This window comes from Tunturiibacter empetritectus (assembly GCF_014201375.1).
Classification (GTDB): Bacteria; Acidobacteriota; Terriglobia; order Terriglobales; family Acidobacteriaceae; genus Edaphobacter; species Edaphobacter lichenicola_D.
The window spans coordinates 38,981-64,141 of the sequence record NZ_JACHDZ010000009.1 but is presented as its reverse complement, the minus strand read 5'-3'; the positions used below and the strand labels follow the sequence as shown (position 1 = coordinate 64,141).

Genomic DNA, 25,161 nt, shown 5'->3' with positions numbered 1-25,161 from the left:
CGCTCTACGCTGACTTACGCGGTTTGGTCGCCTTCGCAGGCTTCACCAGCTCGATGCCCTTCTGCGTCTCCGCAGCCGTCGCTCTCGCCGGAGCCTTCTTCTTACCCGCAACCGCTTCGTCACCCTGCACGCTCTTCCGCAGAGCATCCATCAAATTGATCACCTTGCCCGAAGCAGGTGCAGGCTCATCCTTCGGAATCGGCGCATGCTTCACCTTCGCCTCAACCATCTCGCGCAACGCAGCCTCGTACTCGTCCTTGAACTTCTCCGGCTCAAACTTCGACGCCTTGCGCTTGATCAGCTCCTTCGCCAGCGACAGTTGATCCTCATCCACCGCCACCTTCTTGATGTCTTCGAAGAACTCCTTGGGATCGCGAAGCTCCTCCGCATAGCGCATCGTGTAAGCCATCATGCCCGGCAGCTTATCGTCCGTACCAGCCGAAACCGCAACTAGGTGCTCGCGCCCACTAAACGCAATCTTCCCCAGCGCAATCTTCTTCGTAGTCTGCAGCGCCTTCCGAACCACCGCGAACGCCTCTGCCTGAACATCATTCTCCGGCACCACAAAATAGGGCTTCTCGAAGAACTCAGGATCAAGCTCGCCCTCATCGACGAACTGCGTCACCTCAATCGTGTGCTTCGAAGGAATGCGAATCTGTTCGATCTCCTCCGGCTCGACCATGACGTACTCGCCCTTGCGATACTCGTAGCCCTTCACGATATCGGAGCTCTCCACCTTGCCCTCATCGCCCGAGACCTTCTGGTGTTTGATCCGCTCGCCGGTCTTCCGGCTAAGCTGATGAAAACGAATCTCGCTCTTCGACTCGGTCGCCGTAAACAGCTTGACTCCAAACGAAACGAGTGAGATCTGTATCTGACCTGACCAGTACGGACGCGGCATAAGGGGTTCTCCAGAGTAGATTGGAAGCAAACAAAGGCCCGGAAGATGCTTTTATCACTATAAACCCCGCAAATACAAGCCTTAAAACCAAAACAGCTCGACTTTGCCATCTCTTATCGCCCTTCTCCGACCAACGGGAGGACCGAAGAAGTGAGCCTCTCCCAAACAAGGGATACAGACACGAAGTGACCGCCCGAATCGGGGTCCCCGCGAACAGGTCTTCGTTCGTGGGATGGCAAGCGCAGTGGGCTCGTCCGGCAGGACGCGCTCTTCCGCTCTTCACGAAAAAAGAGATACGCCTTAGTCACTTTCTCCTCCCTATACTGAAGCCCAGCAAATGTTCACGCTCCCCAATCTGTTCGCAGCCATCTTCACGCTGATCCCCTTTCTCTCTGCAGCCTTCTTTGGCGACGCGCTCCGCAAACGAATCCAGTCCCTGCCAATCGCAATCAGACTGCTACTCCCCTCGACACTCTGCCTTCCTTATCTCCTGGTCACCTTGGCTACATCCAGCTTCCATTGGGTTTGGTTCGCTCTCTACGCACTCCTCCCAATCGCAGTCACGCTCCTCCTGCATCAAGCCCGAGAAGCCGATCCAAATCAAACTGGCAACTGGCGAGACTACCTCGTCCTCATCACCCTCGGCCTGGCAGTCGACCTCCGCTGGTTCGAGCCCGCGTGGCCACCGCACCTGGCCGTCTTCAATAAGATGATCGTGCTCAACGCCGGAATCTACGGCTTCCTCATCCGTGACTTGAACGGCATCGGCTTCGATCTCCGCCTTCGTCGACGCGACCTCGCGATCGGCCTGCGCGAGTGGGCCCTCTACACCCCCATCGCCATCGGCCTAGGTCTCAGCCTCAGCTTTCTCCACTTCCACCCCCACTGGCCGCGCCTCTCCCAACTCGCCGGGGCCTTCTTCACCTTCCTCTTCATCGCGGTCCCGGAGGAGCTCTTCTTTCGCGGCTGGCTGCAAAACCTGCTCGAACGCCGCCTGGCCCGCACCCAAGCCCTGCTCCTGACCAGCGCCCTCTTCGGCCTCTCCCACTTCAACAAGCGCGCCCTGCACTTCAACTGGCGTTACGTCCTGCTCGCCGCCATCGCCGGCATCTTCTATGGCAGAGCCTGGCGTCACGACCGACGCGTCGGAGCCTCAGCCATCACCCACACCACCGTCGACACCCTATGGTCCATCTGGTTCAGATGATGCTGCACATGCGGCCGATACCGCAGATAACCAAGCCCCACCCGCATATTGTGCTGCACCGACGCTGGCAAAGTAACCGCAACGCAGATCCCGAGAACCGCATGCGCCATCCCCAGCGTAAACAGGTTCCGATACCGCAGAAAAACCAGACAAGCCGCCACGCCCCACACCAGCGTCATCACCGTCAGCACAGGATTCGGCAGATGCGCCAGCGCAAACAAACCAGCCGCGCCGATCACCGCGACCCGCCGGTCATTGGTCAGCTTCAACAACCGCCGCATCACAAAATCATTCAACAGAAACTGCTGAAAGAAAGACCAGACCGTATAGCCCCAGAACCCCTGCACCAGCCGCAGCGCGCTATGCGGCCCATGCAGCGTCTGCTCCCGCAACGCAAAGATCACCGCTCCCACCGCAAGACAAAGAGCAATCCCCACAACCCACATCGAACGGAAGAATCCAGCGACCCGCACTCCCATCGCGTCCCACCCGCTAAAGGAGCTCCACGTCGCGTACCCAATCCACCCCAGCGTAACGAAATAAAGTACAGTTCTGAGCGGCGCCGGAGTCCAGATCACAATCAGGATCAGCCCGTATCCCACTGCCAGATCAACCAGCGTCCGCCGTCTCCACCCCGCAGCCCCTGGCCGCTCCGGCCCGGAAAAATCCAACGCACTGGCTGCACTCGCGCTCATAACACCTGATCCGAAAAATTCATCGAATCTTTATACTAGAGCAACGCCGCACTTGGTGAAGAGCCGTCTTGGCCTTTTTGTTTGTCATTCCCGAAGGAAATCTGCGTTTGCAGTACCTACACCATCAGGGAAATTGTCATAGCGCCAAACAGCCTTGCGTCAGCTTTTTACTCGTCGCCATCGTCATGAACCGGCTGCTTCGAAGCCGCCAGAATCTTCTGCGCCAGCAACGCCGGAACCACCTCATAGTGATCCATCTCCATTCGAAAACTCCCCCGCCCCTGCGTAATCGAGGTCAGAGTCGTCCCATAGCTCAGCATCTCCGCCATCGGAACCTCAGCCCGCACCGTCGTCCCCGCCCCGCCGCTCTCCATCCCCTGCACGCGACCGCGACGCCCATTCAGATCGCCAAGCAACGCCCCGGCAAAGTCCTCCGGCGCCTCGATCTCCACCCGCATCACCGGCTCCAGCAGCACCGGCTTCGCCTGCTCCATGCACTTGCGAAACGCCAGCCGCGCCGCCATCTTGAACGACATCTCGCTCGAGTCCACATCGTGGTAGCTGCCATCGAACACCGTCACCTTCAAATCCACCACCGGATACCCCGCCAGAAATCCACGCGCAGCCGACTCGCGAACTCCCTTCTCCACCGCCGGGACATACTGCCGCGGAATCGCCCCGCCAAAGATCTCGTTCCCAAACACCACGCCGCTTCCCCGTGGCATCGCCTCCATGCGAACCTTGCAGTCCCCATACTGCCCATGGCCGCCCGTCTGCTTCTTATACCGTCCCTGCGCCTCTGCCCGCCCCAGCACCGTCTCGCGATAGGGTATCTTCGGAGCCTTCAACGTCACGTCCGTGTGGTATCGCCGCTTCAGCTTCGAGACCACCGCCTCAATATGCTGCTGTCCCGCCCCGGCTACCAGAAACTCATTCGTCTGCGGATCGCGGAAGAACTTCACCATCGGATCCTCTTCCATCACCTTATGCAGCGCAGGCCCAAGCTTGTCCTCATCCGCGCGAGACTTCGGTTCAATCGCATAGGTCATCGCCGGCTCCGGCATCGGCACCGGCTCCAGATAAACCTCATGGGCTTTATCGCCCAGCGTATCTCCCGTCAACGTCACCCGCAGTTTGGCCACCGCTCCAATATCTCCCGCATGCAGCTCCGAAACCTCAACCGCCTTCCGCCCCTGCATGATCGAAAGATGCGCCAGCCTCTCCGACTCATGCCGCGTAAAGTTCTGCACCGTCTTGTCCGTCGTCATCATCCCGCTGACAACCTTGAAGAACGAGATCCTTCCCGCAAACGGATCGGTCATCGTCTTATACACATAGAGCGCAAGCGGCTCCTTATCATCCACCCTGCGCATCACAATCTCGTCCTGATCGCCCCCCGCACCGCTCCCATTCACACCGTTCGCAGCCGAGTGCAGAATCCCCCGCGTAGCCACCGGCTCCCTCTCCGTCGGCGCCGGCGCATACACCTTCAGAAAATCGAGAAGATGGTCCGTCCCAACATTCCGCAGCCCGCTCACATACAGCACCGGGAAGATCCTGTCCTCGCGAATCGCCTCATGCAGCGCGACGATCAGATGCTGCTCCGGAATCGTTCCCTCGCGAAAGAACTCCTCCATCAACTCGTCCTTCCCCTCGGCGACAAGCTCCACCAGCGCCTCATGCGCAGCCTTCGCATCCGCCTTCACCGCCTCCGGAATCACCCCCACCTCACCCCGCCCATCACCATCCGGCTTATACAGATAAGCCTTCATCGTCACCAGATCCACCACCCCATGAAACCCATGCTGATCCACAATCGGCAGCTGCACCGGCACCACCTGCCGCCCCCACTTCTCCTGCAACTGTTCGATCATCCGCTGCCGGCCCATCCTGCTATCGGCCTTCGTATGGTCCACCTGGTTGATCGCGATCACGCGCGGCAGCGTCACCTCGGCAGCATACTTCCACACACGATCAGTGACCGCCTCCGCACCGCACTGCGCGTTCACCACCACCAGCGCCACCTCCACCGGCAGCATCGCTGCGCGCGTCTCGTGCACAAACATATGAAATCCAGGCGTATCGATCAGATTGATCTTGATCCCGCTCCACTCCGCAAACGCCACCGCGTTCGACATCGTCGTCCGCCGCGCCACCTCTTCTTCGTCATACGCCGTAACCGCCGACCCATCCTCGATCCGGCCGCGAGTCGCCGTCATCTTCGCCGCATGCAGCATCGCGCAGATCAACGTCGTCTTTCCACTATGCGCGTGGCCCACCACGGCCACATTACGAATGTCGTCTCCCAGATAGACCTTCATGTCAGACTCTCCTTCAAATCAGAGCTGATAAATCTCCGTCGGTTACAAATAAAACCTCACTGTATGGGTTATCGGTCCGAACAGTCTCCGCCAAACATCGACCACTGAAAGTGGACCTCGAGTTCAGCCCCCGCAGGGACCGCTATCTCGAGGAGCAGGGATGCTATCACAAACAGGCTTTCCGCTTCCCCCTAATTTGGGCCGGAAGCGGCCAGGCCAGACTGCCTCTGAAATAAAAAGGTTAGCCTCGCACCGCTATCTCTTGCCTGCCGGAGGGCAGGTCGACTCCCGCACCACCAACTCCGGATCGACCACAATCTCCTGTGCATGGTTCCCTCCAGCCGCCGCCCCAATCTGCAGCAACACCGTCTGGGCCGCCAGCATTCCCATCGTCCGCAGCGGCTGCCGCACCGTCGTCAGTGCAGGATTCTGAAACGCCGCCGACTGCACATCGTCAAACCCCACCACCGAAACATCCTGCGGCACCCTCAGCCCAGCCTCCCGCAGCGCCTTGATCGCACCAATAGCCGACACATCATTGAATGCAAACAACGCTGTAAAGCTCTCGCCACATGCCAGCAGCCTCTGCGTCGCCAGATAACCCGGCTCATGCGTCGGCTGCTCTCCCTCCAGCTGCGCCACCAGTTGCGGAAGAATCTTCAGCCCTCGCTTCTCCATCACATGACGAATCCCCCGCCACCGCGACTCCGTATCCGAGCTGAACCTCTGCCCCTTGATAAACGCCAGCCGCCTATGCCCCAGCCCGCTCAGGTGATCGATCGCAAGCTCCGCAGCCAGCCGATGGTTCAACACAATGTTGGTCACACCCTTCGGCTCATGATGGCCCGAGACCGTCACCGTCGGAATCGCCCACCGGTCCCGCAGCAGCGTGTCCACAGCGATCACTCCCTCCACCGCCCGATCCCGAAACAGCCGCTCGCTCCTCTGAATCATCTCCTCGCGATGATGATGGCTTATCAAAAAGTAAAAATAATCCGCCTGCATCAGCTCCTGTTCGATCCCGCTCAGCACCAGCGTCGCGTACCCCTCACTCACCTCCGGCACAATCACTCCCACCGTCTGGCTCCGCCGATTACGCAGCGACCGGGCAAACAGATTCGGCCGATAGTTCAGCTCCTCGGCCGCCTTCAAGATCCGGTCCTGCGTCGCCTTCGGAATCGATCGCGCCGCCGGCGCCCCACTCAGGACCCGCGAGATGGCCGCCATCGACAATCCAAGGTGATCCGACAAAACCTTCAGGCCTGCCGGTTTATGCTCCTGCGCCTTCGACTCTGGCGTCGCAGATTTTTTCGTGCGTCCACGCATTCATGCAGTCTGTCACAAGTACGCTCTTTGTGACTCTCTTATTAGCCCCGACATACGTCCACCCCCAGCACGCCCCTGCCCAGCAACCCCTCGACTCAGAACATCACACCGGCATCGCCCTGCGCAGTCGCGGCATCAAACCCCTGAGGCCTCCTACACGAACGACCGTCGAAATCCGACGACGTTTCTACAACCTCCGCGTTACTTTTCCACGATTCACAAAGTCAGACACGTCTGCACTCCCGGCAGGAACGTACGATAGACAGAATGAGTTTCAGCACCTCGACTCCGCCTAAGATCACGCGACGCAGCGCGACCAAACTCCTCGGCGGAGCCATCCTGTCCAGTTTTGCAGCAGCCCCTCTCGAAGCTCAGCAGGCCGCCCCCGCAACACCCGCCTACACTCGGCTGCTCACCGACGAAGACATCGCCTTCCTCGAAGAGATGGAGCGCGCCGGCTGCCTCTACTTCACCGAGCAGGCTGACCCAGCCACAGGACAGGTCCTCGACCGCGCCACCAACAAGACCGCCACCGGCGAGTTCGACCAGCACTTCGCCGCCAGCATCGCCGCCACCGGCTTCGGTCTCACTGCACTCTGCATCTCCGACAAGCGCGGCTATCAAGACACCGCTCGCATCAAAAAGCAGGTCATCACCACGCTCGACTTCCATCTCAACAAGATGCCGCACGAGCACGGCTTCTTCTATCACTTCAGCGACGTCAGAACCGGCAGGCCCCTCATCAACGTCGAAGTCTCCTCCATGGACACCGCCATCTTCCTCTGCGGCGTCCTCACCGTTCGCGCCTACTTCAACGATCCCAAAATCACCGACCTCGCCACCCAGCTCTACAACCGCGTCGACTGGCCCTGGATGCTCAACGGCGGCAAGACCTTCTCCATGGGCTGGTTTCCCGAGACCGGCTTTCTCTCGACCCGCTGGGATCACTACTCCGAACTGATGATGCTCTACCTCCTCGCCATCGGCTCACCTACCCACCCCATCTCCGCCGAATCCTGGAGCGCCTTCACCCGCCCTCCCATGACCTTCGGCCCCTACTCCTACATCAGCGGACGCGATCCCCTCTTCATCCACCAGTTCTCCCACGCCTGGTTCGACTTCGCCGGCAAACGCGACGCCTTCGCCAACTACTTCTCCAACTCCATCACCGCCACCCGCGCACACAAGGCCTTCTGCCTCGGCCTCAAACGCGGCTACACCGACGACTACTGGGGCGTCTCCGCCTCCGATTGGGAGCACGGCTACACCGCCTGGGGCGGCCCTCCCCTCATGGGTCCAGTCGATGGGTCCGTCGTCCCCTGCGCCACTGCCGGTTCACTGCCCTTCCTCCCCCACGACTGCGTCCGCGTCCTCCGCGCCCTCCGCGACAACTTCGGCAAAGACGCCTGGGGACGCTACGGATTCTGCGACGCCTTCCACCCCGACCTCCACTGGTACGACCCCGACGTCCTCGGTATCGACCTCGGCATCAGCGTCCTCATGGCAGAGAATCTTCGCAGCGCCTTCGTCTGGGACATCTTCATGCAGAACCCCGAACCGGTCGCCGCCATGAAGGCCTGCGGCTTCCACAGCGCTCGCCAGCCCATCAACCCCTCCGAGCCAAAGCCCACCGCGATCCCGAGCTCCGACCAGCCTGTAGCTCCAAGCACCAACCGCCCACCAAACATCATCTCCCCGAAACTAGTAGACCAGCACTAGCCGAGAGCAATCCTCCCGACCGAAGGGAGGGCCCGCGCACCTAATCCACAAAGACCGGTATACGCCCCTCGAAGTGACCGCCCCACGCGCAGCGGGCCCGTCCGGCAGGACGCACTACCCCAGCAACTCCAGCAACCCCGCCTCATCCAGCACCTTCACCCCCAGCGAGTTCGCCTTATCCAGCTTCGAACCCGCCTCCTCCCCCGCCACCACATAGCTCGTCTTCTTACTCACGCTCCCCGAAACGCGCCCCCCCGCCGACTCAATCTTCTCCTTCGCCGACTCCCGCGTAAGATTCGGCAGCGTCCCCGTCAACACAAACGTCAGCCCCTCCAGCGTAGAGGTCGTCACCCGCTTCTCCGCCGTCATCTCCAGCCCCAGCCCAGCAAGATCCTTCACCAGATCCTTGTTCTTCTCCACCGCGAAGAACTCCGCAATCGCCTGCGCCACCTTCGGCCCCACCTCATTCACCGCCTCTAACGCCTCGCCAGCCTTCCCCGCATCCTGACTCGCCGCCGTCATCAACTCATCCATCGAACCGAAGTGCTCCGCTAGCAGTTGCGCCGTCCGCTCACCCACAAACCGGATCCCCAGTCCCAGCAGCACGCGCGCCAGCCCCGCTTTCTTCGACCGCTTGATCTCTTCCAGCAGCGCATCTGCCGTCTTCTCGCCCACCCGCTCCAGCCCAAGAAGATCCTCGCGCTTCAGCCGATACAAATCCCCAATCGTATGGATCAACGGCCCCCGCACCACGACCGGCGCACCCTCCTCCGTCACCACATCCCCACCCAGCTCCGCACTTTGGCCAAGCAGCTGCGCCACCATCGCATCACCCAGCCCCTCAATGTTCATCACCCCACGCGCCGACCAGTGCAGCAACTCTTCGCGAACCCGCGCCGGACACGAATTATTGACGCACCGCCAATCCACCTCGCCCTCGATCCGCTGCAGTTCGCTCGCGCAAACCGGGCAGTTCTTCGGAAAAACAATCTCCTTCGTCCCTCGCGGATGCGTCTTATCCTCCACCACCTCCACGATCTTCGGAATCACATCCCCGCCCCGCTCCACCTGCACAAAATCCCCTATGCGAACGCCCAACCGCGCAATCTCATCCGCGTTATGCAGCGTCGCGCGCGACACCGTAGTCCCCCCAATCAACACGGGAGTAAGCGCAGCCACCGGAGTCACCTTCCCCGTACGCCCCACTTGAAACAACACACCCTCCAGCTTCGTAATCCCCGCCCGCGCCGCAAACTTGTAAGCAATCGCCCACCGCGGAGCCTTCCCCGTAAATCCCAGCCGCCGCTGCTGCGCCGTCGCATCCACCTTGATCACAACGCCATCAATCTCATACCCCAGCGAATCACGCAGCGGCTCCGCATCCGCAATAAACTTCACCACGTCATCGATACTCTTCAGCGCCTTCGCATAGTTGTTAACGCGAAAGCCCGAAGTCTTCAAAGCCTCCAGTGCAGTCGACTGCTGCGGCAGCAAAAACTCGCCATCCTTCAGCAAAAAATAAGCATAAAAATCCAGCCGCCTCTGCGCTACGATGTTCGGCTCCAGCGTCCGTATCGTCCCCGCCGCAGCATTCCGCGGATTCGCCGCCGGAGCTTGTCCTGCCGCCTCGCGCTCCTCATTCATCTTCACAAACGCCGCATGCGGCAACACCACCTCGCCGCGCACCTCAAAACTCTGCGGCAAACCCGCCGCCTTCAACTTCGCAGCCGGGATACTCAGCGGCACCGACCGAATCGTCCGCACATTGCTCGTCACATCCTCGCCGATCGACCCATCCCCACGCGTCAGCCCCCGCCCCAGATGCGCAGCTCCGCCCTTGTCAGATCCCAGCCCAGATCCAGGCCCATACTGCAACGCCAGCGAAAGCCCATCCAGCTTCAACTCGCACACATACCGCACCGCCTCCGTACTCGGCAGCGCATCCCGCACCCTCTGGTCCCACGCCCGCAGCTCCTCCTCGTTGTACGCGTTATCCAGCGACAACATCGGCCGCGAGTGCGGCATCTTCACGAACCCTTCCTTCGGCTTGCCCCCCACGCGCTGCGAAGGCGAGTCCGCCGTCACCAGCTCAGGATGCTTCTCCTCGAGCCGCTTCAGCCGGTTCATCAGCGCGTCATACTGCGCATCCGTCAACTCTGGCGCATCTTCGACGTAGTACAGATGCTCATGATGACGAAGCTGATCGCGCAGCTCCTCTATCTCTTGATCCGGTGTCAACGCAGTCGCCATAGGCCAGATTATAAAAGCTGATGTCCTGCCGGACGGGCTCTCTACGCGGGAGGCGGTCACTTCGTGACGCGTATACCGGTCTCGGCAGGATTGGCAGCATGGTCCTCCCGTTGGTCGGAATCATCTTCGTTCGCGACCAACGGGAGCACCATGCGAAGCGGTATACAAGTCACGAAGTGACCGCCCCGCGCGCAGCGGGCCCGTCCGGAAGGACAAAATCTGCATCTCACACTCCATGCCCTACCGCCTCCGCCGCTACCCGCCCGCCCCACTCGCCAATCAAGACGCGCAAAAGAATCTCGAACGCCCCAGCGCCCAGGACATCTACGAACAGGTCGCCAACAACGCCCGTCAGGAGCTCGGCCGCTCCAGCGTCTCCCTCGCCATCTCCGGCCTCGCCGGCGGAATCTTCATGGGCCTCTCCGCCCTCGGCAATGGCATCGCGATCGCTCTCCTCACCACCCCCGGCACCGTTCCCTCCCACACCATCTTCTTCGTCGGCAAGATGTTCTACCCCCTCGGCTTCATCGTCGTCATCCTCGGCCGCTCCCAGCTCTTCACCGAAAACACCCTCTACCCCGTAGCCCTCGTCCTCGCCGAAAAGAAACACTTCTGGAAGACCCTGCGTCTCTGGGCCACCGTCCTTCCCGCCAACGTCCTCGGCGCTCTCACCTTCGCGGCCCTCGCCGCCCTCACCAACGCCGTCAATCCAAGCGTCGTGCAAGCCCTCGCAGGCCTCGGCCTCGAGGCCATCCACAACCCCGCCGCCACCATCTTCTGGAGCGGCGTCATGGGCGGCTGGATCATCGCCACCGTCGCCTGGCTCGTCTCCGGATCACACTCCATCACCGGCTCCGTCATGATCATCTGGATGCTCACCTTCGTCGTCGGCCTCGGCAACTTCGCCCACTGCATCGCCACCAGCGGCGAGATCCTCGCCGCCGTCCTCATCGGCAAAGCCGCCTGGACCAGCTACTTCACCTGGCTCCTCCCCGCCGTAGCCGGCAACATCTGCGGCGGCGTCGGCATGGTCACCCTCCTCGAGTACGGCCAGGTCATCTACGGTGGCGACGCCGACGCCGAAGCCATCGCCCCCCATCAGAAAGAAGAGACCAAGACCGAAGAGTCTGCAAAAGCCTGAGCCCCTCTCTCCGAAATCCGCGACCTTTCGCCCACTTCCTCATCCAAGACTCACGCAGCAGGATTGCAGGAGTACTCAACATGCCCGACACAGTAAAGATGGTCCGCTTTCACAAAATCGGCGGCCCCGAAGTCCTCCAGTTCGACGACCTCCCCCTCCCCGAACCACGCAAGGGCGAAGTCCGCCTCCGCGTCAGAGCCATCGGCCTCAACCGCGCCGAGAGCATGTTCCTTCACGACCGCTACCTCGAAACGCCCGTCCTCCCCTCCACCAACGGCTACGAAGCCTCCGGTATCGTCGAAGCGGTCGGTCCCGGCGTCGACACCAGCTGGATAGGCAAAAAGGCCAGCACCACCCCGGCCTTCTCGCTCAATCACTACGGCGTCTATGGAGAGGTCGCCATCGTCCCGATCCACGCAGTCGCTGAGTACCCTTCCAAGCTCTCCTACGAAGAAGGCACCAGCATCTGGATGCAGTACATCACCGCCTACGGAGCCCTCATCTACTACGGCCATCTCACCAGGGGCGACTACGTCATCATCACCGCCGCCAGCAGCAGCGTCGGACTAGCCGCTATCGAGATCGCCAAAGCCGAAGGCGCCACCAGCATCGCCACCACGCGCACCTCAGCCAAAAAAGCCGAACTCCTCGCCTTAGGCGCCGACCACGTCATCGTCACCGACGAAGAGGACCTCGTCGCCCGCGTCAACCAGATCACCGCCAACCAGGGCGCGCGCATCGTCTTCGATCCCATCGGCGGCAAAGGCATCGAAGCCCTCGCCAGCGCCACCGCAGTCCAGGGCACCATCTTCGAGTACGGCGCGCTGGCCATGGAGCCAACCCCCTACCCCCTGTTCACCGCACTCAGCAAGCGTCTCATTATCCAGGGCTACACCCTGCGCGACATCCTCGCCGATCCAGTCAAGTCGCAAGATGCGAAGAAGTACGTCTTCGACAACCTCGTCGCCGGCAACTTCAAACCCCGCATCGACAGGACCTTCCCCTTCGCACAGATCGTCGAAGCCCACCGCTACATGGAATCAAACGCGCAGATTGGCAAGATCGTAGTAACCCTTTAGCCCTCGCGAGCTTCCATCCCAAACCTACGGCGCCTTATCCTCACCGATGTTCAGCATCGTATCCACGTTGCTTTTATCGATCAACGAAACTCCGGTATCGATAAACGTAGGAATCGGCGCAAAGGAATTCAACGAGTAGTCCTGCGCCAGCGGCTTCAAGGGATAGTGATGAATATCGTCCAGCGCCTTCAGCCCCACCAGCGCCATCGTAAAGGGCTTCTGCGAGATGGTCGAATCGATCGTCCCATCCTTCACCCCCTGCAGCACGGTTTGGTCCGTGTCCATCGCCACCAGCAACCGATCCTTCACGTTCGCCCGCCGAAACGCCTCGGCCACATCTCTACCCGACGCCGCCTCCAGGCACACGATCGCATCCACCCGGTTCGCTCCCGTTCGCGAAAGATAATCCCGCGTCTGATCCATCGCCAGACCCGAGTCGCCCTTCATGTCGAACACATCAACAATCTTGATCCCCGGATAGTGCGACAACGCATCCTTGTAACCCTTCAACCGCTCATCAATGTTCGGCTGCCCAGGAATCGAAAAGAAAGCCACGTTCCCCTTGCCATTAAGCTTCGCCGCAACCCGCTGTCCACCCAGTCGCCCTGCCTGCAGATTATTCGTTCCGATGAAGTACAGCCGTCCACTCGCTGGAGCGTCCGAGTCCATCGTGATCACCGGAATCCCCGCACCCAGCGCAGCCGTGATCTCCGGACCCATCAACTCCGCGCTCGCCACCGAAACCAGGATCCCCGCAGGCTTGCGTGCCACCACCGTACGAAACTCCGCGACCTCGCCCTGCGGATCGAACGTAGTCGTCCCGCGCATCTCGGCCGAAACCCCATACTGACCCGCCGCCTTCTGAAACCCGGCATTCGCCGCCTTCCAGTAGGGCAGGTTGATGTTGGTAGCAATCAGATAATAATGCTCGTCTTTGCTGTGTCGGGTGCATCCCGCAAGCACTGGAAGAAACATAGCCAAGAGCACAAAAAGAGGTCGTCTCATAAAAGAGTTCATCGTCATCCTCTGGCAAAACTTCTGTCCGAAGCCAAAAACATTGAATCAGGCATCGGCTCAGATCACATCTCGCGGGCCCTGACACAAAATCCAAACCACGGAACGAAGGAACCGTCCCGAAATCTCCGCGCCGCCGAATGAGTCCATCTCTTTGCTTCAACCGGAAAACTCTCAGAGAAATCGCCAGATACCACCGCAAAAAAATCTACTGGTTCACCGATCTCTGCTTCTTCATAACAGCGTCCAGATTCGTCTTATCCACCAGCGCAACTCCCGTATTGACGAAGGTCGGAAACGGAGAATAAGGATCCAGCGCGTAGTCCTGGTCAAGCGGTTTCACGGGATAGTGATGAATATCGTCCAGCGCCTTCAATCCCAGAAACGCCATCGCGTACGGCTTTTGAGAAATCGTCGAATCGATCGTTCCATCGCCCACCAGCTTCAACGTGTCCGAGTCCACATCCATCGCGATCAACAAGCGGTCCGTAGCATTTCTCCGTTTGAAGGCCTCCGCTACGTTCGCACCCGACCGGGAGTCCAGGCAGATAAACGCGTCGATCCTCGCCGGCCCCTTCCGCTCAAGGTACTCACCCGCCTTATCCATCGCCGTCCCCGGATCCGTCTTGATATCGAACACCTCCACGATCTTGATCCCGTGATAATCCTCTAAGATATCCTGATAGCCCTTCAACCGCTCATCCAGGTTCGGCTGCCCCGGATTCGTGAAGAACACTACATTTCCTTTCCCATTCAGTTGCGCCGCCGCGCGCCTCCCGCCCAGCTTGCCCGCCTCGAAGTTGTTGGTCCCGATAAAGTACAACCGCTTGCTCTCCGGCGAATCCGAGTCGATCGTAATCACCGGGATGCCCGCCGCAATCGCCGCATCGATCTCCGGCTGCATCAGCTGGGAGTTCACAACCTGGACCAAAATCCCCGCAGGCTTCCTCGCCACCATCGCCTTGAACTCATCCACCTCTGCCTGCGCGTTCAACCCCGCCGGCCCGCGCGTATCGACCGAAACCCCATACTCGGCCCCCGCTGCAGCAAATCCACTCGCGGCCACCTTCCAATATGGCAAAGCCGTATTTGTGGCGATCAGGTAGTATTGCTCACTCTTGCTGTGACGGGTGCATCCTGCAATCAGTGGAAGCACCACCGCTAAAAGCGCAAAAAGATACCGCTTCCTCAAAGTATTCATGTCCATCCTCCGGCAGTATCTCTGTCCGAAGCCGAAAAAAATGTCGAAATCGGACAGCAGCGCAGGCTCTATTTCCCTGCGGGAGCCAGATACTACTCCAAATCACTCTGCGGAGTAAACCCGTGCAGACTCCGCCTGATAACTCCACTTGATAAACTCCATACAGCATGGTCCTACCCTTCGTCCGCGAGCTCCTCGCAGACCTGGAGCACTCTGAAGCTTTTGAGCGTGTACGCCGCCACCTCAGCGGAGGCACGGGGCGCAGACGTGTCTCCGGACTCACCTTCACCGCCCGCGCCCTCTACCTCCCCTTCTTCGTCCGCGCCGCCCAGGCCCCCTGCGTCATCATCGTCGCCGACAACAAAGCCGCCGAAGCCCTCCAGGCCGCCGTCCTCAGCGCCTGCGAACTCACCGGTGCCCTCGCGCCCGAATCCGTCCTCCGTCTCCCCGCACACGACGTCCTCCCCTTCGAAAACCTCTCACCCCACCCCGAAATTCAAGAGACCCGCGCCGCCACCCTCTGGAAGATCGCAACCAATCAGGCACGCCTCGTCATCGCGCCAGTAGAAGCCGCCTGCATGCGTCTCTTCCCCCGCGACTACTACCGCGCCCTCACCCTCCATCTCAAAGTCGGCGAAGAGTACATGCCCGACATGCTCGTCGAGCACCTCCTGTCGGTTGGTTATACGAAGGTAGACGTAGTCGAGATGCCCGGCCAGGTCACCCTCCGCGGCGGCATCCTCGACATCTACTCCCCCGAGATGGACCGCCCCGTCCGCATCGACTTTTTCGGCGACGAGATCGAATCCATCCGCCGCTTCGACCCCGACACCCAGCGCTCCGCCTCCACCCTCGACCACGCGCTACTCCTCCCCCTCACTGAAACTCCCGTCACCGACAAGCTCCTCACCGCCATCAACGCCCGCCTCACCCGCGCAGGCAAAGCCGGAGCCGCAATCGAAGGCGGAGAAGAGCCCGCCGAGCTCCTGACCCATGTCAGTACAAGAACCGGTGAGGCCACCATCTTCCCCGGCTGGGAGTTCTTCGCCCCAGTAGCCGGAGCCAACCTCACCCTCCTCGACCTCCTCAGCGCCTCCAGCCCCACCGCCCCGCGCGTCTTCCTCGAAGAGCCCGCCATGATCAAAAACCAGGGCGAGCGCTGGTGGAACAAGATCGAGCAGCGCCACGAGCGCTCCGGCATCGGCAACCTCGTCCGCCCCGAAGACATCTACCTCTCCCCCTGGGACCTCGACGACCGCCTCCACAAGTTCCCCGGCATCGAACTCGACCAGCTAGGCGCAGTCGACATCCTCGACGCCGACCGCAGCGACCTCTCCGAAGTCGACTTCGCCACCCGTCCCACCATGCGCTTTCACGGCTCCATCCCAGCCATGATCGACGCCATCAACGCCCTCATCAAACAGGAAGCCCGCATCCTCCTCACCGCCCCCAATCAAGGCGAAGTCGAGCGCCTCGCCGGCCTCCTGCAGGAGTACCAGCTCCCCTATCGCCTCGGCTCGCGCAACGAGAGCCCCGGCAGCTCCACCATCTACACCGAGTCCAGCTACCTCGGCGGCAACACCATCGACCTCCGCACCCCCGTCATCGTCAAAACCCCCATCGCCGCAGGCGTGCAGATCCTCGAACTTCGTGAACGAGCCCTCGACAAAGGCACCGCCCACGGCCAGATCGTAATCTTCGGCGCGCAAGACCTAACCGACGACGCCGACGTAACCACTCGCCCCGTCCGCCGCGGCAAATCCAAAGCCGCCGCCTTCATCTCCGACTTCCGCGACCTCGCCGTAGGCGACTACGTCGTTCACGTAGAGCACGGCATCTCCCGCTACTGCGGCCTGCGAGTAATCGAAGAAAACGACGCCCCGCCACTCGAACTCATGATCCTCGAGTTCGCCGACGAAGCCAAACTCTACGTCCCCCTCACCCGCCTCGACCTCATCCAGAAGTACCGCTCCAGCGAGACCGGCCCACCGCCCGAGTTAAACAAACTAGGCACCCAAGCCTGGCAAAAGACCAAAGCCCGCGTAAAAAAGGCGATGGCCGACATGACCGCCGAGCTGCTCAAGCTCTACGCGCAGCGTCAGGCCGCCGTCGGCACGCCCTTCTCGCCCGACACCAACATGCAGCACGAGTTCGAAGACGCCTTCGACTTCAACGAGACCGACGACCAGCTCACCGCCATCGCCGACATCAAGGCCGACATGGAGTCAACCCGCCCCATGGACCGCCTCCTCTGCGGCGACGTCGGCTACGGCAAAACCGAAGTAGCCATGCGAGCCGCCTTCAAAGCAGTACAAGACAGCAAACAAGTAGCCGTCTTAACCCCAACAACAGTCCTCAGCTTCCAGCACTTCGAGTCCTTCAAAAAACGCTTCGCCAACTTCCCCGTCAACATCGAGATGATCTCCCGCTTCCGCACTGCCAAAGAAAAAAAGATCATCCTCGAAAAAGCCGAAGCAGGAAAGATCGACATCCTCATCGGCACCCACGCCGTCCTCTCCAAAGATTTAAAGTTCCAGGACCTCGGCCTCCTCGTAGTCGACGAAGAGCAGCGCTTCGGCGTCCGCCACAAAGAGCGCCTCAAGCAGATGCGCGCTCAAATCGACGTGCTCTCCATGTCCGCCACGCCCATCCCGCGTACTCTGCATATGTCACTGATTGGGTTACGTGATATGTCGGTCATCGAAACTCCCCCCAAAGACCGCATGGCCATCCAGACCATCGTCGCCAAGTTCGACGAAAAACTAATCCGCACTGCAATCGAGATGGAGCTCGAGCGCGGCGGCCAAGTCTACTTCGTCCACAACCGCGTCGAAACCATCTACGACCTCGCCTCAAAGATCCGCGAGCTGGTCCCGCAAGCCCGCATCGTCATTGGCCACGGCCAGCTCCCCGAAGCCGAGCTCGAGCGCGTCATGCTCGCCTTCATGAACCACGAGTACGACGTCCTCGTCGCCACCAGCATCATCGAAAACGGCCTCGACATCCCCCTCGCCAACACCATCATCATCAACCGCGCCGACCGCCACGGCCTCTCCGAGCTCTACCAGCTCCGCGGCCGCGTAGGCCGAAGCAACCGCCGCGCGTATTCGTACTTATTAATCCCACCCGAAACCGAACTCACCGAAGTCGCCCGCCGCCGCCTGGCCGCACTCAAAGAGTTCTCCGACCTCGGCACAGGCTTCAAGATCGCCGCCCTCGACCTCGAGCTCCGCGGCGCAGGCAACATGCTCGGCGGCGAACAGTCCGGCCACATCGAAGCCATCGGCTTCGAGATGTACACCACCCTGCTCGAAGAGGCCGTCCGCAAGATGAAGGGCGAAGAGGAAAAACCCGCCCACGCCAACACGGTCATCAATCTAGGCATCTCCGTCCGCATCGACTCCGACTACATCCCCGAAGAAAATCAGCGCCTCCGCATGTACAAGCGCATCGCCGGAGCCCAAACCCAGGCCGACCTCGCAGACGTCCGCGCCGAGCTGCAAGACCGCTACGGCACCCCACCCGAAACTGTCCTCAACCTCTTAGCCGCAGGCGAGATCCGCCTCCACTGCGAACAACTCGGCATCTCCCAACTGGACCGCAAGCGCACGCAAGTCGAACTCCCCAACCCCAACGGCAACAAGAAGGCCCCCATCAAGACCTTCGTCGAGATGCTCCACGTAAAATTCGCCGCCGTCAACGCCGACCCCTCACACTTCACCAACGACAACAACAAAACCGTAGACCCCGCCACGCTCATGAAGCTAGTCAGCCGCAACACCAAACGCGGCGCCCAGTTCACCCCCCAGGGCACCCTGCGCTGGCCCCTCCCCTCCGCAAAATCCGAAGAAGTCCTCTCCGAAACCCGAGCACTCCTCGACGCCCTCGACACCACCCTCCCCAACTGACGCGCACTTAACCATCGCGCTTCTTATGAGTGCCTTCTGGTACACAAAGAGATCTGTAGAAAAAAACTCAGCCAGCACGCGACTGTTATATGTCCCTCCTTATCTGCGCCTCATCACCAGAAATAGAATCAGGAGCAGCACCAATAACCCTATACTTCCCGGCCAAATAAAAAATCCGCCGCGACTCGTGGTACCCATCACCAGGCATCCTGTCATCATCGAGCACGAAACAAGCGCTAATACCAGCACGCCAATCGTCGTACCAGCTCTCCCCATTCGCCCAAACTCCATTTGCCTCATATCGCTCCTTACAGTCAGTCGGTATAGATGCACACCCGCAGAATTGCGTCTCCTTGCGGGGCTGCTGTCTATTGGGTTTCGAGATAGACCGCGTCGAGACAATCGGCGATGATTCCAATCACCAATGAAAACCGCCATCCGCGTCCTCTGGACCATCTGCTTTGTACTCGCATTCAACACGGCAGTCTCCACTCACACCGCCAAAGGAGCGACCCTGCCCGCCGACGAAACCGCCGGCTCACCCTCCATCGCCCGCATGCTCCTCGACAAGCACTTCCACGACCTCGAAGCCACCAGCAAAGGCACCATGCTCGCCGCTGGCTCCGGAGCCAAAGGCTCCTCAGGAGGCTACGTAGCCCTCGAGATCGTCACCGAAACCCTCAAAGGCCGCACCGGCACCTTCCTCCTCCAGCGCACCGGCACCATGACACACGGCACGCCAACCCTCAGCGTCACCGTAGTCCCAGATTCAGGCACCGGTCAGCTCACCGGCCTCGCCGGCAAAATGTCCATCAATATCGTCGAAGGCAACCACTCCTACGACTTTGAATACACTCTGCCGTAGCGCCCTTAACGCAGCTCCTCCCTGCTCTCCGTAACCTTTTCCTCCACTCGGTGTCCTATTAATAAGTAGTCACCGAAGCCGTCCTCCCCTGTATCGAGACGGGAAAGGGGCCTTATGCATCAGCCCATCCAGATCGGCAAACTCACCATCACCTTCCTTCAAAGCCGCCATGAGACCCAAGGTGCCGCGGACGTCTTCGAGCTCCTCATCCCGCCCCACGCTCACCTCAACATTCCCCACCTTCACCGCCTCTCCGACGAGACCATCTTTGCCAGGAACGGCATCACCACCTGGATCGTCGACCAGCGCCGCATCACCCTCCACCCGGGCCAGCAACTCCACATACCACGGGGCACCATCCACTCCTACCTCAACGACCACCAGCAAACCGCGCGCGTCATCTGCCTGCTCACCCCCGGCCTCCTCGGTCCCGAGTACTTCCGCGAGCTCTCCCGCATTCTCAAAGCCGAAGATCCACCCAACCTAGCCGACATCGGCAGCGTCATGGCCCACTACGACGTCATCCCAGCGGGCCTCCCGTCCCCGCCCGTTCATGATCACGGCCCACCCATCCTCACTCTGCCGTAAACTGGTCGCATCTCATGACCAGCCGCATCTTCGCCTCCAAAGCCCTCCTCGTCGCCGCTCTCGCCTTCGCTTGCATCCAACCCGTCCGCGCCCAGCACCTCTCCGCCGACGGCGGCGTTCAGACCTTCAACTACCTCGCCGACCAATACTTCTCCGACGTCTACTTCCACTTCGGGCCCACTGCAGGCACCTCCGCCGGCCTCCACCAGTACGACGACAAGCTCGAGGACTACTCCACCCAAAGCATCCAGAAACAAATCGCCGCCCTCCACACCTACGAGAAAAAAGTCGAAGCCATCGACCCCTCCGCCCTCGACGCCTCCGTAGCCGGCGACCGCGCCATCCTCCTCAACAGCATCCGCAGCACCCTCCTCACCCTCGAGGTCATCCGCCCCTGGGAAAAGAACCCCGACAACTACTCTTCCGGCATCACCAACTCCGCCTTCGTCATCATGGAGCGCCCCTACGCCTCCGCCGACATCCGCCTCAAAGCCCTCATAGCCCGCGAAAACCAGATGCCGCAGGTCCTCCTCGAAGCCCGCAAGAACCTCAAGAATCCCCCGCACATCTACACCGAAATAGCCCTCGAGCAGATCGACGACATCATTGGCTTCTTCCAGACCGACGTCCCCTCCGCATTCACAGACGCCACCGACGCCGACACCAAAGCCGCCTTCGCCAAGTCCAACGCCGCCGTCATCGAAGCCCTCAAGTCCTACGCCGCCTGGCTCAAATCCGACCTCCTCCCCCGCTCCAACGGCGACTTCAAGTTCGGCGCCGACACCTTCGCAAAAAAACTCAGCTACGACGAAATGGTAGACATCCCCCTCGACCACCTCCTCGAGATCGCCTACGCCGACCTGCACAAAAATCAAGCCGAGTTCGCCCGCGTAGCCAAAGAGGTCGACCCCGCCAAAACCCCGCAGCAGGTCCTCGCCGAACTGGCCACCATCCACCCCGCACCCGACAAACTCCTCAGCACCTTCAACGAAACCTTTGCCAGCCTCATCGACTTCATCAACACCCACCACATCATCACCATCCCCTCCAAGGTCGAGCCCACCTTAGAAGAAACCCCGCCCTTCATGCGCGCCACCACGCAAGCATCGATGGACCCTCCCGGCCCCTTCGAAACCCACTCCACCAAGGCCTACTTCAACGTAACCCTGCCTGAAAAATCCTGGACACCCGAGCACATCGCCGAGCACATGGCCGCCTTCAACGTCGGAACCGTCATCAGCACCAGCGTCCACGAAGCCTACCCCGGCCACTACGTCCAGTTCCTCTGGACCCCGCAGTTCCCCTCCACCATTCGCAAGGTCCTCGGCGCCAACACCAACATCGAAGGTTGGGCCCACTACACCGAACAGATGATGCTCGACCAGGGTTACGGCCAACCCGGCACCGGCGCGCAGAACGAGCGCGAAGCCAAACTCATCCGCCTCGGCCAGATCCAGGACGCCCTCCTCCGCGACGCCCGCTTCGTCAACTCCATCAAGCTCCACACCGGTCAATTCACCTTCGATCAGGCCGTCAACTTCTTCGTCACCGACGGCTACCAGTCCCACTCCGTCGGCCTCGTCGAAACCAAGCGCGGCACCGCCGACGCCACCTACCTCTACTACACCCTCGGCAAGCTACAGATCATGAAGCTCCGCGCCGACATGATGAAGAAACAAGGCGCAGCCTTCAACCTCCAGGACTTCCACGACAACTTCATGCGCCAGGGATTCGCCCCCATCAAAATCGTCCGCAAAGCCATGCTCCACGACGACTCGCCTGTCCTCTAGCTAATGAAGCTGTCGAGACAAAATCGATCACGGCTGGCTTGGATTAAATCTTTCTCTAAGACCTCTTGGCGCTTCGAAGATTATCCACTCGATTACATCGACCAGGGAGAATGCCCGCCCAATCTGCCCGGACGCCTTCAGCACAAGCGGTGGCGCGCAGATTTAGTCAATTGGTACGCCGTCTCTGGTTTGGGTGACAGCAAAGAAGCTGCCTTAGCGGATGCAAAGCAGAAATTTGCCGATTGGAAGACAAGTGGCGAGAAGATGTGGCGGCCTGGCACAGGGCCTGGAATTGTCTTTGCCGCCAAGGAAACTCCCACTCGCTATCCTGAACTCAGCGACGACTTCATTCACAAGGTTCTGAATTTGCAGTGGGCGTGGATCTCCGACTTTTCGACCCTTTGGGATTTTCATACTGAGAATGACAACGACGCCATGTATTTGCGAATTGGCGAAATATACGGTGTCGATGTATCAAGTGTTCCTAATGCGAGGCTCATGGATATCTTTGCGGAAATTATGAATCAAATTGGATCCTTCCCGGAAGACCCCGTATTGAAAGCGATCAGACTCACCAGAGACGCTCGCGATCGGCACGTGGCAGGACTTCCTGCCTTATCCTGGAATCCAATCGTGGAGCCTTGACGAAGCATCCAACTTTCTTCCCAACCCGATCGGGCTATCCCACCCATCCTCCAGCCCTGTTAGCATTTTCGAAGTCAAACCTGCATCCAAGAAATTGATGACACCAACCATGACCCAGAAAATCCGCAAAGCAGTCTTCCCCGCCGCAGGAATGGGCACCCGCTTTCTCCCCGCCACCAAGGCCATGCCCAAAGAGATGCTCTGCCTCGTCGATAAGCCGCTCATCCAGTACGGCGTCGAAGAGGCCGTAGCCGCCGGCTGCACCGAGATCATCATCGTCACCGGCCGCGGCAAGTCCACCATGGAAGATCACTTCGACTCCAGCCCCGAGCTCGAAGCCTCCCTCGCCGCGAAACACAAAACCGCACTCCTCGAACTAGCGCGCTCGGTCTCGAAGCTCGCCAAGATCACCTACACCCGACAGCCCCACCCCCTCGGCCTCGGCCACGCCGTCCTCATGGCCAAAGAGCTCGTCGGCAACGAACCCTTCGCCGTCCTGCTCCCCGACGACATCGTCGACGCCACCATCCCCTGCATGAAGCAGATGGTCGAAGCCTTCAACGAAGCCCAGGCCGCGAACGGAGAGATGTCCAGCATCCTCGGCTCCGAGATCGTCGAAGGCGCAGCCATCCAGAACTACGGCTGCCTCGACTGCACCCCCGACCCCAAAAACCCGCGCCTGCTCACCGTCAAAGACCTCGTCGAAAAACCCAAACCCAAAGACGCGCCCTCGCAGAACGCCATCATCGGCCGCTACATTCTCACCCCGCGCATCTTCGACATGCTCGAGCACATCACCCCCGGCGCAGGCGGCGAACTCCAGCTCACCGACGGTATCAAAGCTCTCCTCCAACACGAAAAAGTCTACGGCTTCGTCTACGAAGGCAAGCGCCACGACGCAGGCGACAAGCAAGGCTTCCTCCGCGCCACCGTAGAGCTCGCCCTCAAGCACAAGGACCTCGGCCCCGCCTTCCGCACCTGGCTAAAGTCCTACCCTCTGTAGCTTCCTCCTCTGCTGGCATTGCTGTTTTAGCCCTGATGTCCTTGACGTCATTCCGCAGCAAAAGCGAAGGAATCCGCTGTCGCGGCTATTAATGCAGCAATGTCGATTCGTTTACTCACCGCCCCAACGTGTACTTCCATTCCTGCATCTCACCCCAAAGACCAAGCACCGCAGAAAAACATTGGAGAAGACATGTCCGGACAAAAAGCAAGCGAACCGACCACCGCCATCACCCGCGAAAAACTAATCGACCTCCTCAACGAAGATCTCTCCCGCGAATATCAAGCCATCATCTCCTACGTCAACTACTCGCAGGTCCTCAAGGGCGCGCAGTACATGAATATCGCCGACGAGCTCGCCGTCCACGCAACCGAAGAGCTCGCCCACGCTATCGCCCTCTCCAACCACATCGACTATCTCGGCGGCATGCCCTCCGTCACCCCGAAACCCGTCAAGACCTCTGAGAAAAATGAGGACATGCTCCGCTTCGATCTCGAAAACGAGAAGGTGACTATCGCCAACTATCGCCGCCGCATCCGCCAGTGCGATGAGCTCAACGAGTTCGCCATCGGCGAGTCCATCCGCGAGATCCTCATGCAGGAGCAGGACCACCTCATCGCCCTGGCCACAGCCCTCGGCGTAGACCCACCCAACCCAGGCATCGCCGATTAGACCCGTTCCCCGCAACGAGCCTGTAGTCCTCCTTCCGACCAACGGGAGGACCCAACGAGGCTCATCCCACCCAGAAAAGGTACACGCGTCACGAAGTGACCGCCCCACGCGAAGTGGGCCCGTCAGGCAGGACACATCTTTTGTCTATAAGCGAAGTGGGCCGTCCGTCAGGACGGCTACTTTCCGATCTTCAAATCGATATAAAACTGATTCTTGTTATCGAATGAGCTGATCGTCTTCACGGCGCTCTTCTTCCCGTTACTCTCCGCCCAGATCTCATAGTCCGTATTCTGCGCCAGCTGCCCAAACCGATAGCCGCCCTCGTCATCGGAAAAAAAGCTCTTCACCGACAGGCTATGGCCATCCTTCAGATACACCACCGCGCCCTTCACAATCGCGCCGCTGCTATCGGTAACCTTGCCCTGCACGACCCGTTGCACAGGCCCCCGCTGCTCCGCAACCGCAGAGACCGACCGCACAGCACCCGCGACAGCCACCATCGCACAAGAGGCGAGAATCACCTTACCAGCAAACGAACGGAGCAAGAGATCAGTACGCTTCATAGCTTTCAGTATACGGCTATCCCCATCCAGATCAGCCGTTACTCCTCTTCCTCTTCGTCGGTATGCGTCACATCTTCATCGTCATAACCCGCATCGTCGATAGCCGCCAACTCCAGTGGGTCCACCGAAACCACCTCGAGGTCGACGCCGCACTCATCGCACTGGACCATCTCTCCCTCTTCCACTTCATCGACGTCAACCACAATCGGGTTATCGCATTCCGGACAAACAACAGCCATGATCGTGCCTCCAGGGTCTTTGGGCCCACTCGCC

20 protein-coding genes are annotated in these 25,161 nt (G+C 60.2%); 11 read left to right on the top strand and 9 right to left on the bottom strand.

Annotation, left to right across the window (positions count from 1 at the left end; genetic code table 11):
* Positions 1-4: 4 nt before the first annotated feature.
* Positions 5-901 (bottom strand): non-homologous end joining protein Ku, encoded by an 897-nt coding sequence (ku, locus tag HDF10_RS19765; RefSeq protein ID WP_183816549.1) that lies wholly within the window; start codon positions 899-901, stop codon positions 5-7.
* A gap of 337 nt (positions 902-1,238) precedes the next feature.
* Here ku and HDF10_RS19760 point away from each other — a divergent pair, with 337 nt between their 5' ends.
* A complete protein-coding gene (locus tag HDF10_RS19760) occupies positions 1,239-2,108 on the top strand; it encodes a CPBP family intramembrane glutamic endopeptidase (RefSeq protein WP_183816547.1) in 870 nt (289 codons plus the stop codon).
* On the opposite strand, the gene HDF10_RS19755 is transcribed toward HDF10_RS19760, so the two are convergent.
* The 3 genes from HDF10_RS19755 to HDF10_RS19745 form a co-directional block, all read right to left on the bottom strand.
* Positions 2,033-2,803 (bottom strand): CPBP family intramembrane glutamic endopeptidase, encoded by a 771-nt coding sequence (locus HDF10_RS19755; RefSeq protein WP_183816545.1) that lies wholly within the window; start codon positions 2,801-2,803, stop codon positions 2,033-2,035. The two genes, HDF10_RS19760 and HDF10_RS19755, sit on opposite strands and share 76 nt — an antisense overlap.
* A gap of 167 nt (positions 2,804-2,970) precedes the next feature.
* Complete coding sequence (fusA, locus tag HDF10_RS19750) at positions 2,971-5,124, bottom strand: elongation factor G (RefSeq protein ID WP_183816543.1); 2,154 nt, start codon at positions 5,122-5,124, stop codon at positions 2,971-2,973.
* 255 nt (positions 5,125-5,379) lie between these two features.
* Positions 5,380-6,450 (bottom strand): LacI family DNA-binding transcriptional regulator, encoded by a 1,071-nt coding sequence (locus HDF10_RS19745; RefSeq protein ID WP_183816541.1) that lies wholly within the window; start codon positions 6,448-6,450, stop codon positions 5,380-5,382.
* A gap of 267 nt (positions 6,451-6,717) precedes the next feature.
* Here HDF10_RS19745 and HDF10_RS19740 point away from each other — a divergent pair, with 267 nt between their 5' ends.
* Positions 6,718-8,169: a glucoamylase family protein gene (locus HDF10_RS19740; RefSeq protein ID WP_183816539.1), complete on the top strand. Its 1,452-nt coding sequence runs from the start codon at positions 6,718-6,720 to the stop codon at positions 8,167-8,169.
* Positions 8,170-8,283: 114 nt separating this feature from the next.
* Here the strand turns inward: HDF10_RS19740 and ligA are convergent, their stop codons facing one another.
* Positions 8,284-10,419 carry an NAD-dependent DNA ligase LigA gene (gene ligA, locus HDF10_RS19735; RefSeq protein WP_183816537.1) on the bottom strand — a complete coding sequence of 712 codons (2,136 nt, stop codon included), beginning with the start codon at positions 10,417-10,419 and terminating at the stop codon, positions 8,284-8,286.
* A gap of 235 nt (positions 10,420-10,654) precedes the next feature.
* On the opposite strand from ligA, the gene HDF10_RS19730 reads away from it, so the two are divergent.
* Together HDF10_RS19730 and HDF10_RS19725 are read left to right on the top strand one after the other, a co-directional pair.
* Positions 10,655-11,560, top strand: coding sequence for a formate/nitrite transporter family protein (locus HDF10_RS19730; RefSeq protein ID WP_183816535.1), 906 nt, complete (start codon positions 10,655-10,657; stop codon positions 11,558-11,560).
* An 80-nt stretch (positions 11,561-11,640) separates the two neighbouring features.
* On the top strand, positions 11,641-12,639 hold the full coding sequence (locus tag HDF10_RS19725; RefSeq protein WP_183816533.1) for a zinc-dependent alcohol dehydrogenase family protein: 999 nt from the start codon (positions 11,641-11,643) through the stop codon (positions 12,637-12,639).
* Between the two features lie 24 nt (positions 12,640-12,663).
* On the opposite strand, the gene HDF10_RS19720 is transcribed toward HDF10_RS19725, so the two are convergent.
* Both HDF10_RS19720 and HDF10_RS19715 read right to left on the bottom strand, forming a co-directional pair.
* Positions 12,664-13,644, bottom strand: a complete 981-nt coding sequence (locus HDF10_RS19720; protein WP_183816531.1) for a substrate-binding domain-containing protein — start codon at positions 13,642-13,644, stop codon at positions 12,664-12,666.
* 217 nt (positions 13,645-13,861) lie between these two features.
* A complete protein-coding gene (locus tag HDF10_RS19715) occupies positions 13,862-14,854 on the bottom strand; it encodes a substrate-binding domain-containing protein (protein ID WP_183816529.1) in 993 nt (330 codons plus the stop codon).
* Between the two features lie 167 nt (positions 14,855-15,021).
* Between HDF10_RS19715 and mfd the strand changes: the two genes are divergently transcribed.
* The 7 genes from mfd (at position 15,022) to HDF10_RS19680 (ending at position 24,325) form a co-directional block, all read left to right on the top strand.
* Positions 15,022-18,762, top strand: a complete 3,741-nt coding sequence (gene mfd / locus HDF10_RS19710; RefSeq protein WP_183816527.1) for a transcription-repair coupling factor — start codon at positions 15,022-15,024, stop codon at positions 18,760-18,762.
* Positions 18,763-19,186: 424 nt separating this feature from the next.
* Positions 19,187-19,627 (top strand): DUF3224 domain-containing protein, encoded by a 441-nt coding sequence (locus HDF10_RS19705; RefSeq protein ID WP_183816525.1) that lies wholly within the window; start codon positions 19,187-19,189, stop codon positions 19,625-19,627.
* A 114-nt stretch (positions 19,628-19,741) separates the two neighbouring features.
* A complete protein-coding gene (locus HDF10_RS19700) occupies positions 19,742-20,215 on the top strand; it encodes a cupin domain-containing protein (RefSeq protein WP_183816523.1) in 474 nt (157 codons plus the stop codon).
* Between the two features lie 14 nt (positions 20,216-20,229).
* Positions 20,230-22,005, top strand: coding sequence for a DUF885 domain-containing protein (locus HDF10_RS19695; protein WP_183816521.1), 1,776 nt, complete (start codon positions 20,230-20,232; stop codon positions 22,003-22,005).
* A gap of 3 nt (positions 22,006-22,008) precedes the next feature.
* The gene (locus tag HDF10_RS19690) at positions 22,009-22,650 is read left to right on the top strand and encodes a hypothetical protein (protein ID WP_183816519.1); all 642 of its coding nucleotides are present in this window, start codon (positions 22,009-22,011) and stop codon (positions 22,648-22,650) included.
* A gap of 109 nt (positions 22,651-22,759) precedes the next feature.
* On the top strand, positions 22,760-23,653 hold the full coding sequence (galU, locus tag HDF10_RS19685; RefSeq protein WP_183816517.1) for a UTP--glucose-1-phosphate uridylyltransferase GalU: 894 nt from the start codon (positions 22,760-22,762) through the stop codon (positions 23,651-23,653).
* Between the two features lie 192 nt (positions 23,654-23,845).
* On the top strand, positions 23,846-24,325 hold the full coding sequence (locus HDF10_RS19680) for a ferritin-like domain-containing protein (protein WP_183816515.1): 480 nt from the start codon (positions 23,846-23,848) through the stop codon (positions 24,323-24,325).
* A gap of 176 nt (positions 24,326-24,501) precedes the next feature.
* Here HDF10_RS19680 and HDF10_RS19675 read toward each other — a convergent pair whose 3' ends face one another.
* Together HDF10_RS19675 and HDF10_RS19670 are read right to left on the bottom strand one after the other, a co-directional pair.
* Complete coding sequence (locus HDF10_RS19675; protein ID WP_183816513.1) at positions 24,502-24,888, bottom strand: carboxypeptidase-like regulatory domain-containing protein; 387 nt, start codon at positions 24,886-24,888, stop codon at positions 24,502-24,504.
* 38 nt (positions 24,889-24,926) lie between these two features.
* Positions 24,927-25,127 (bottom strand): hypothetical protein, encoded by a 201-nt coding sequence (locus HDF10_RS19670; RefSeq protein WP_183816511.1) that lies wholly within the window; start codon positions 25,125-25,127, stop codon positions 24,927-24,929.
* Positions 25,128-25,161 lie beyond the last annotated feature (34 nt).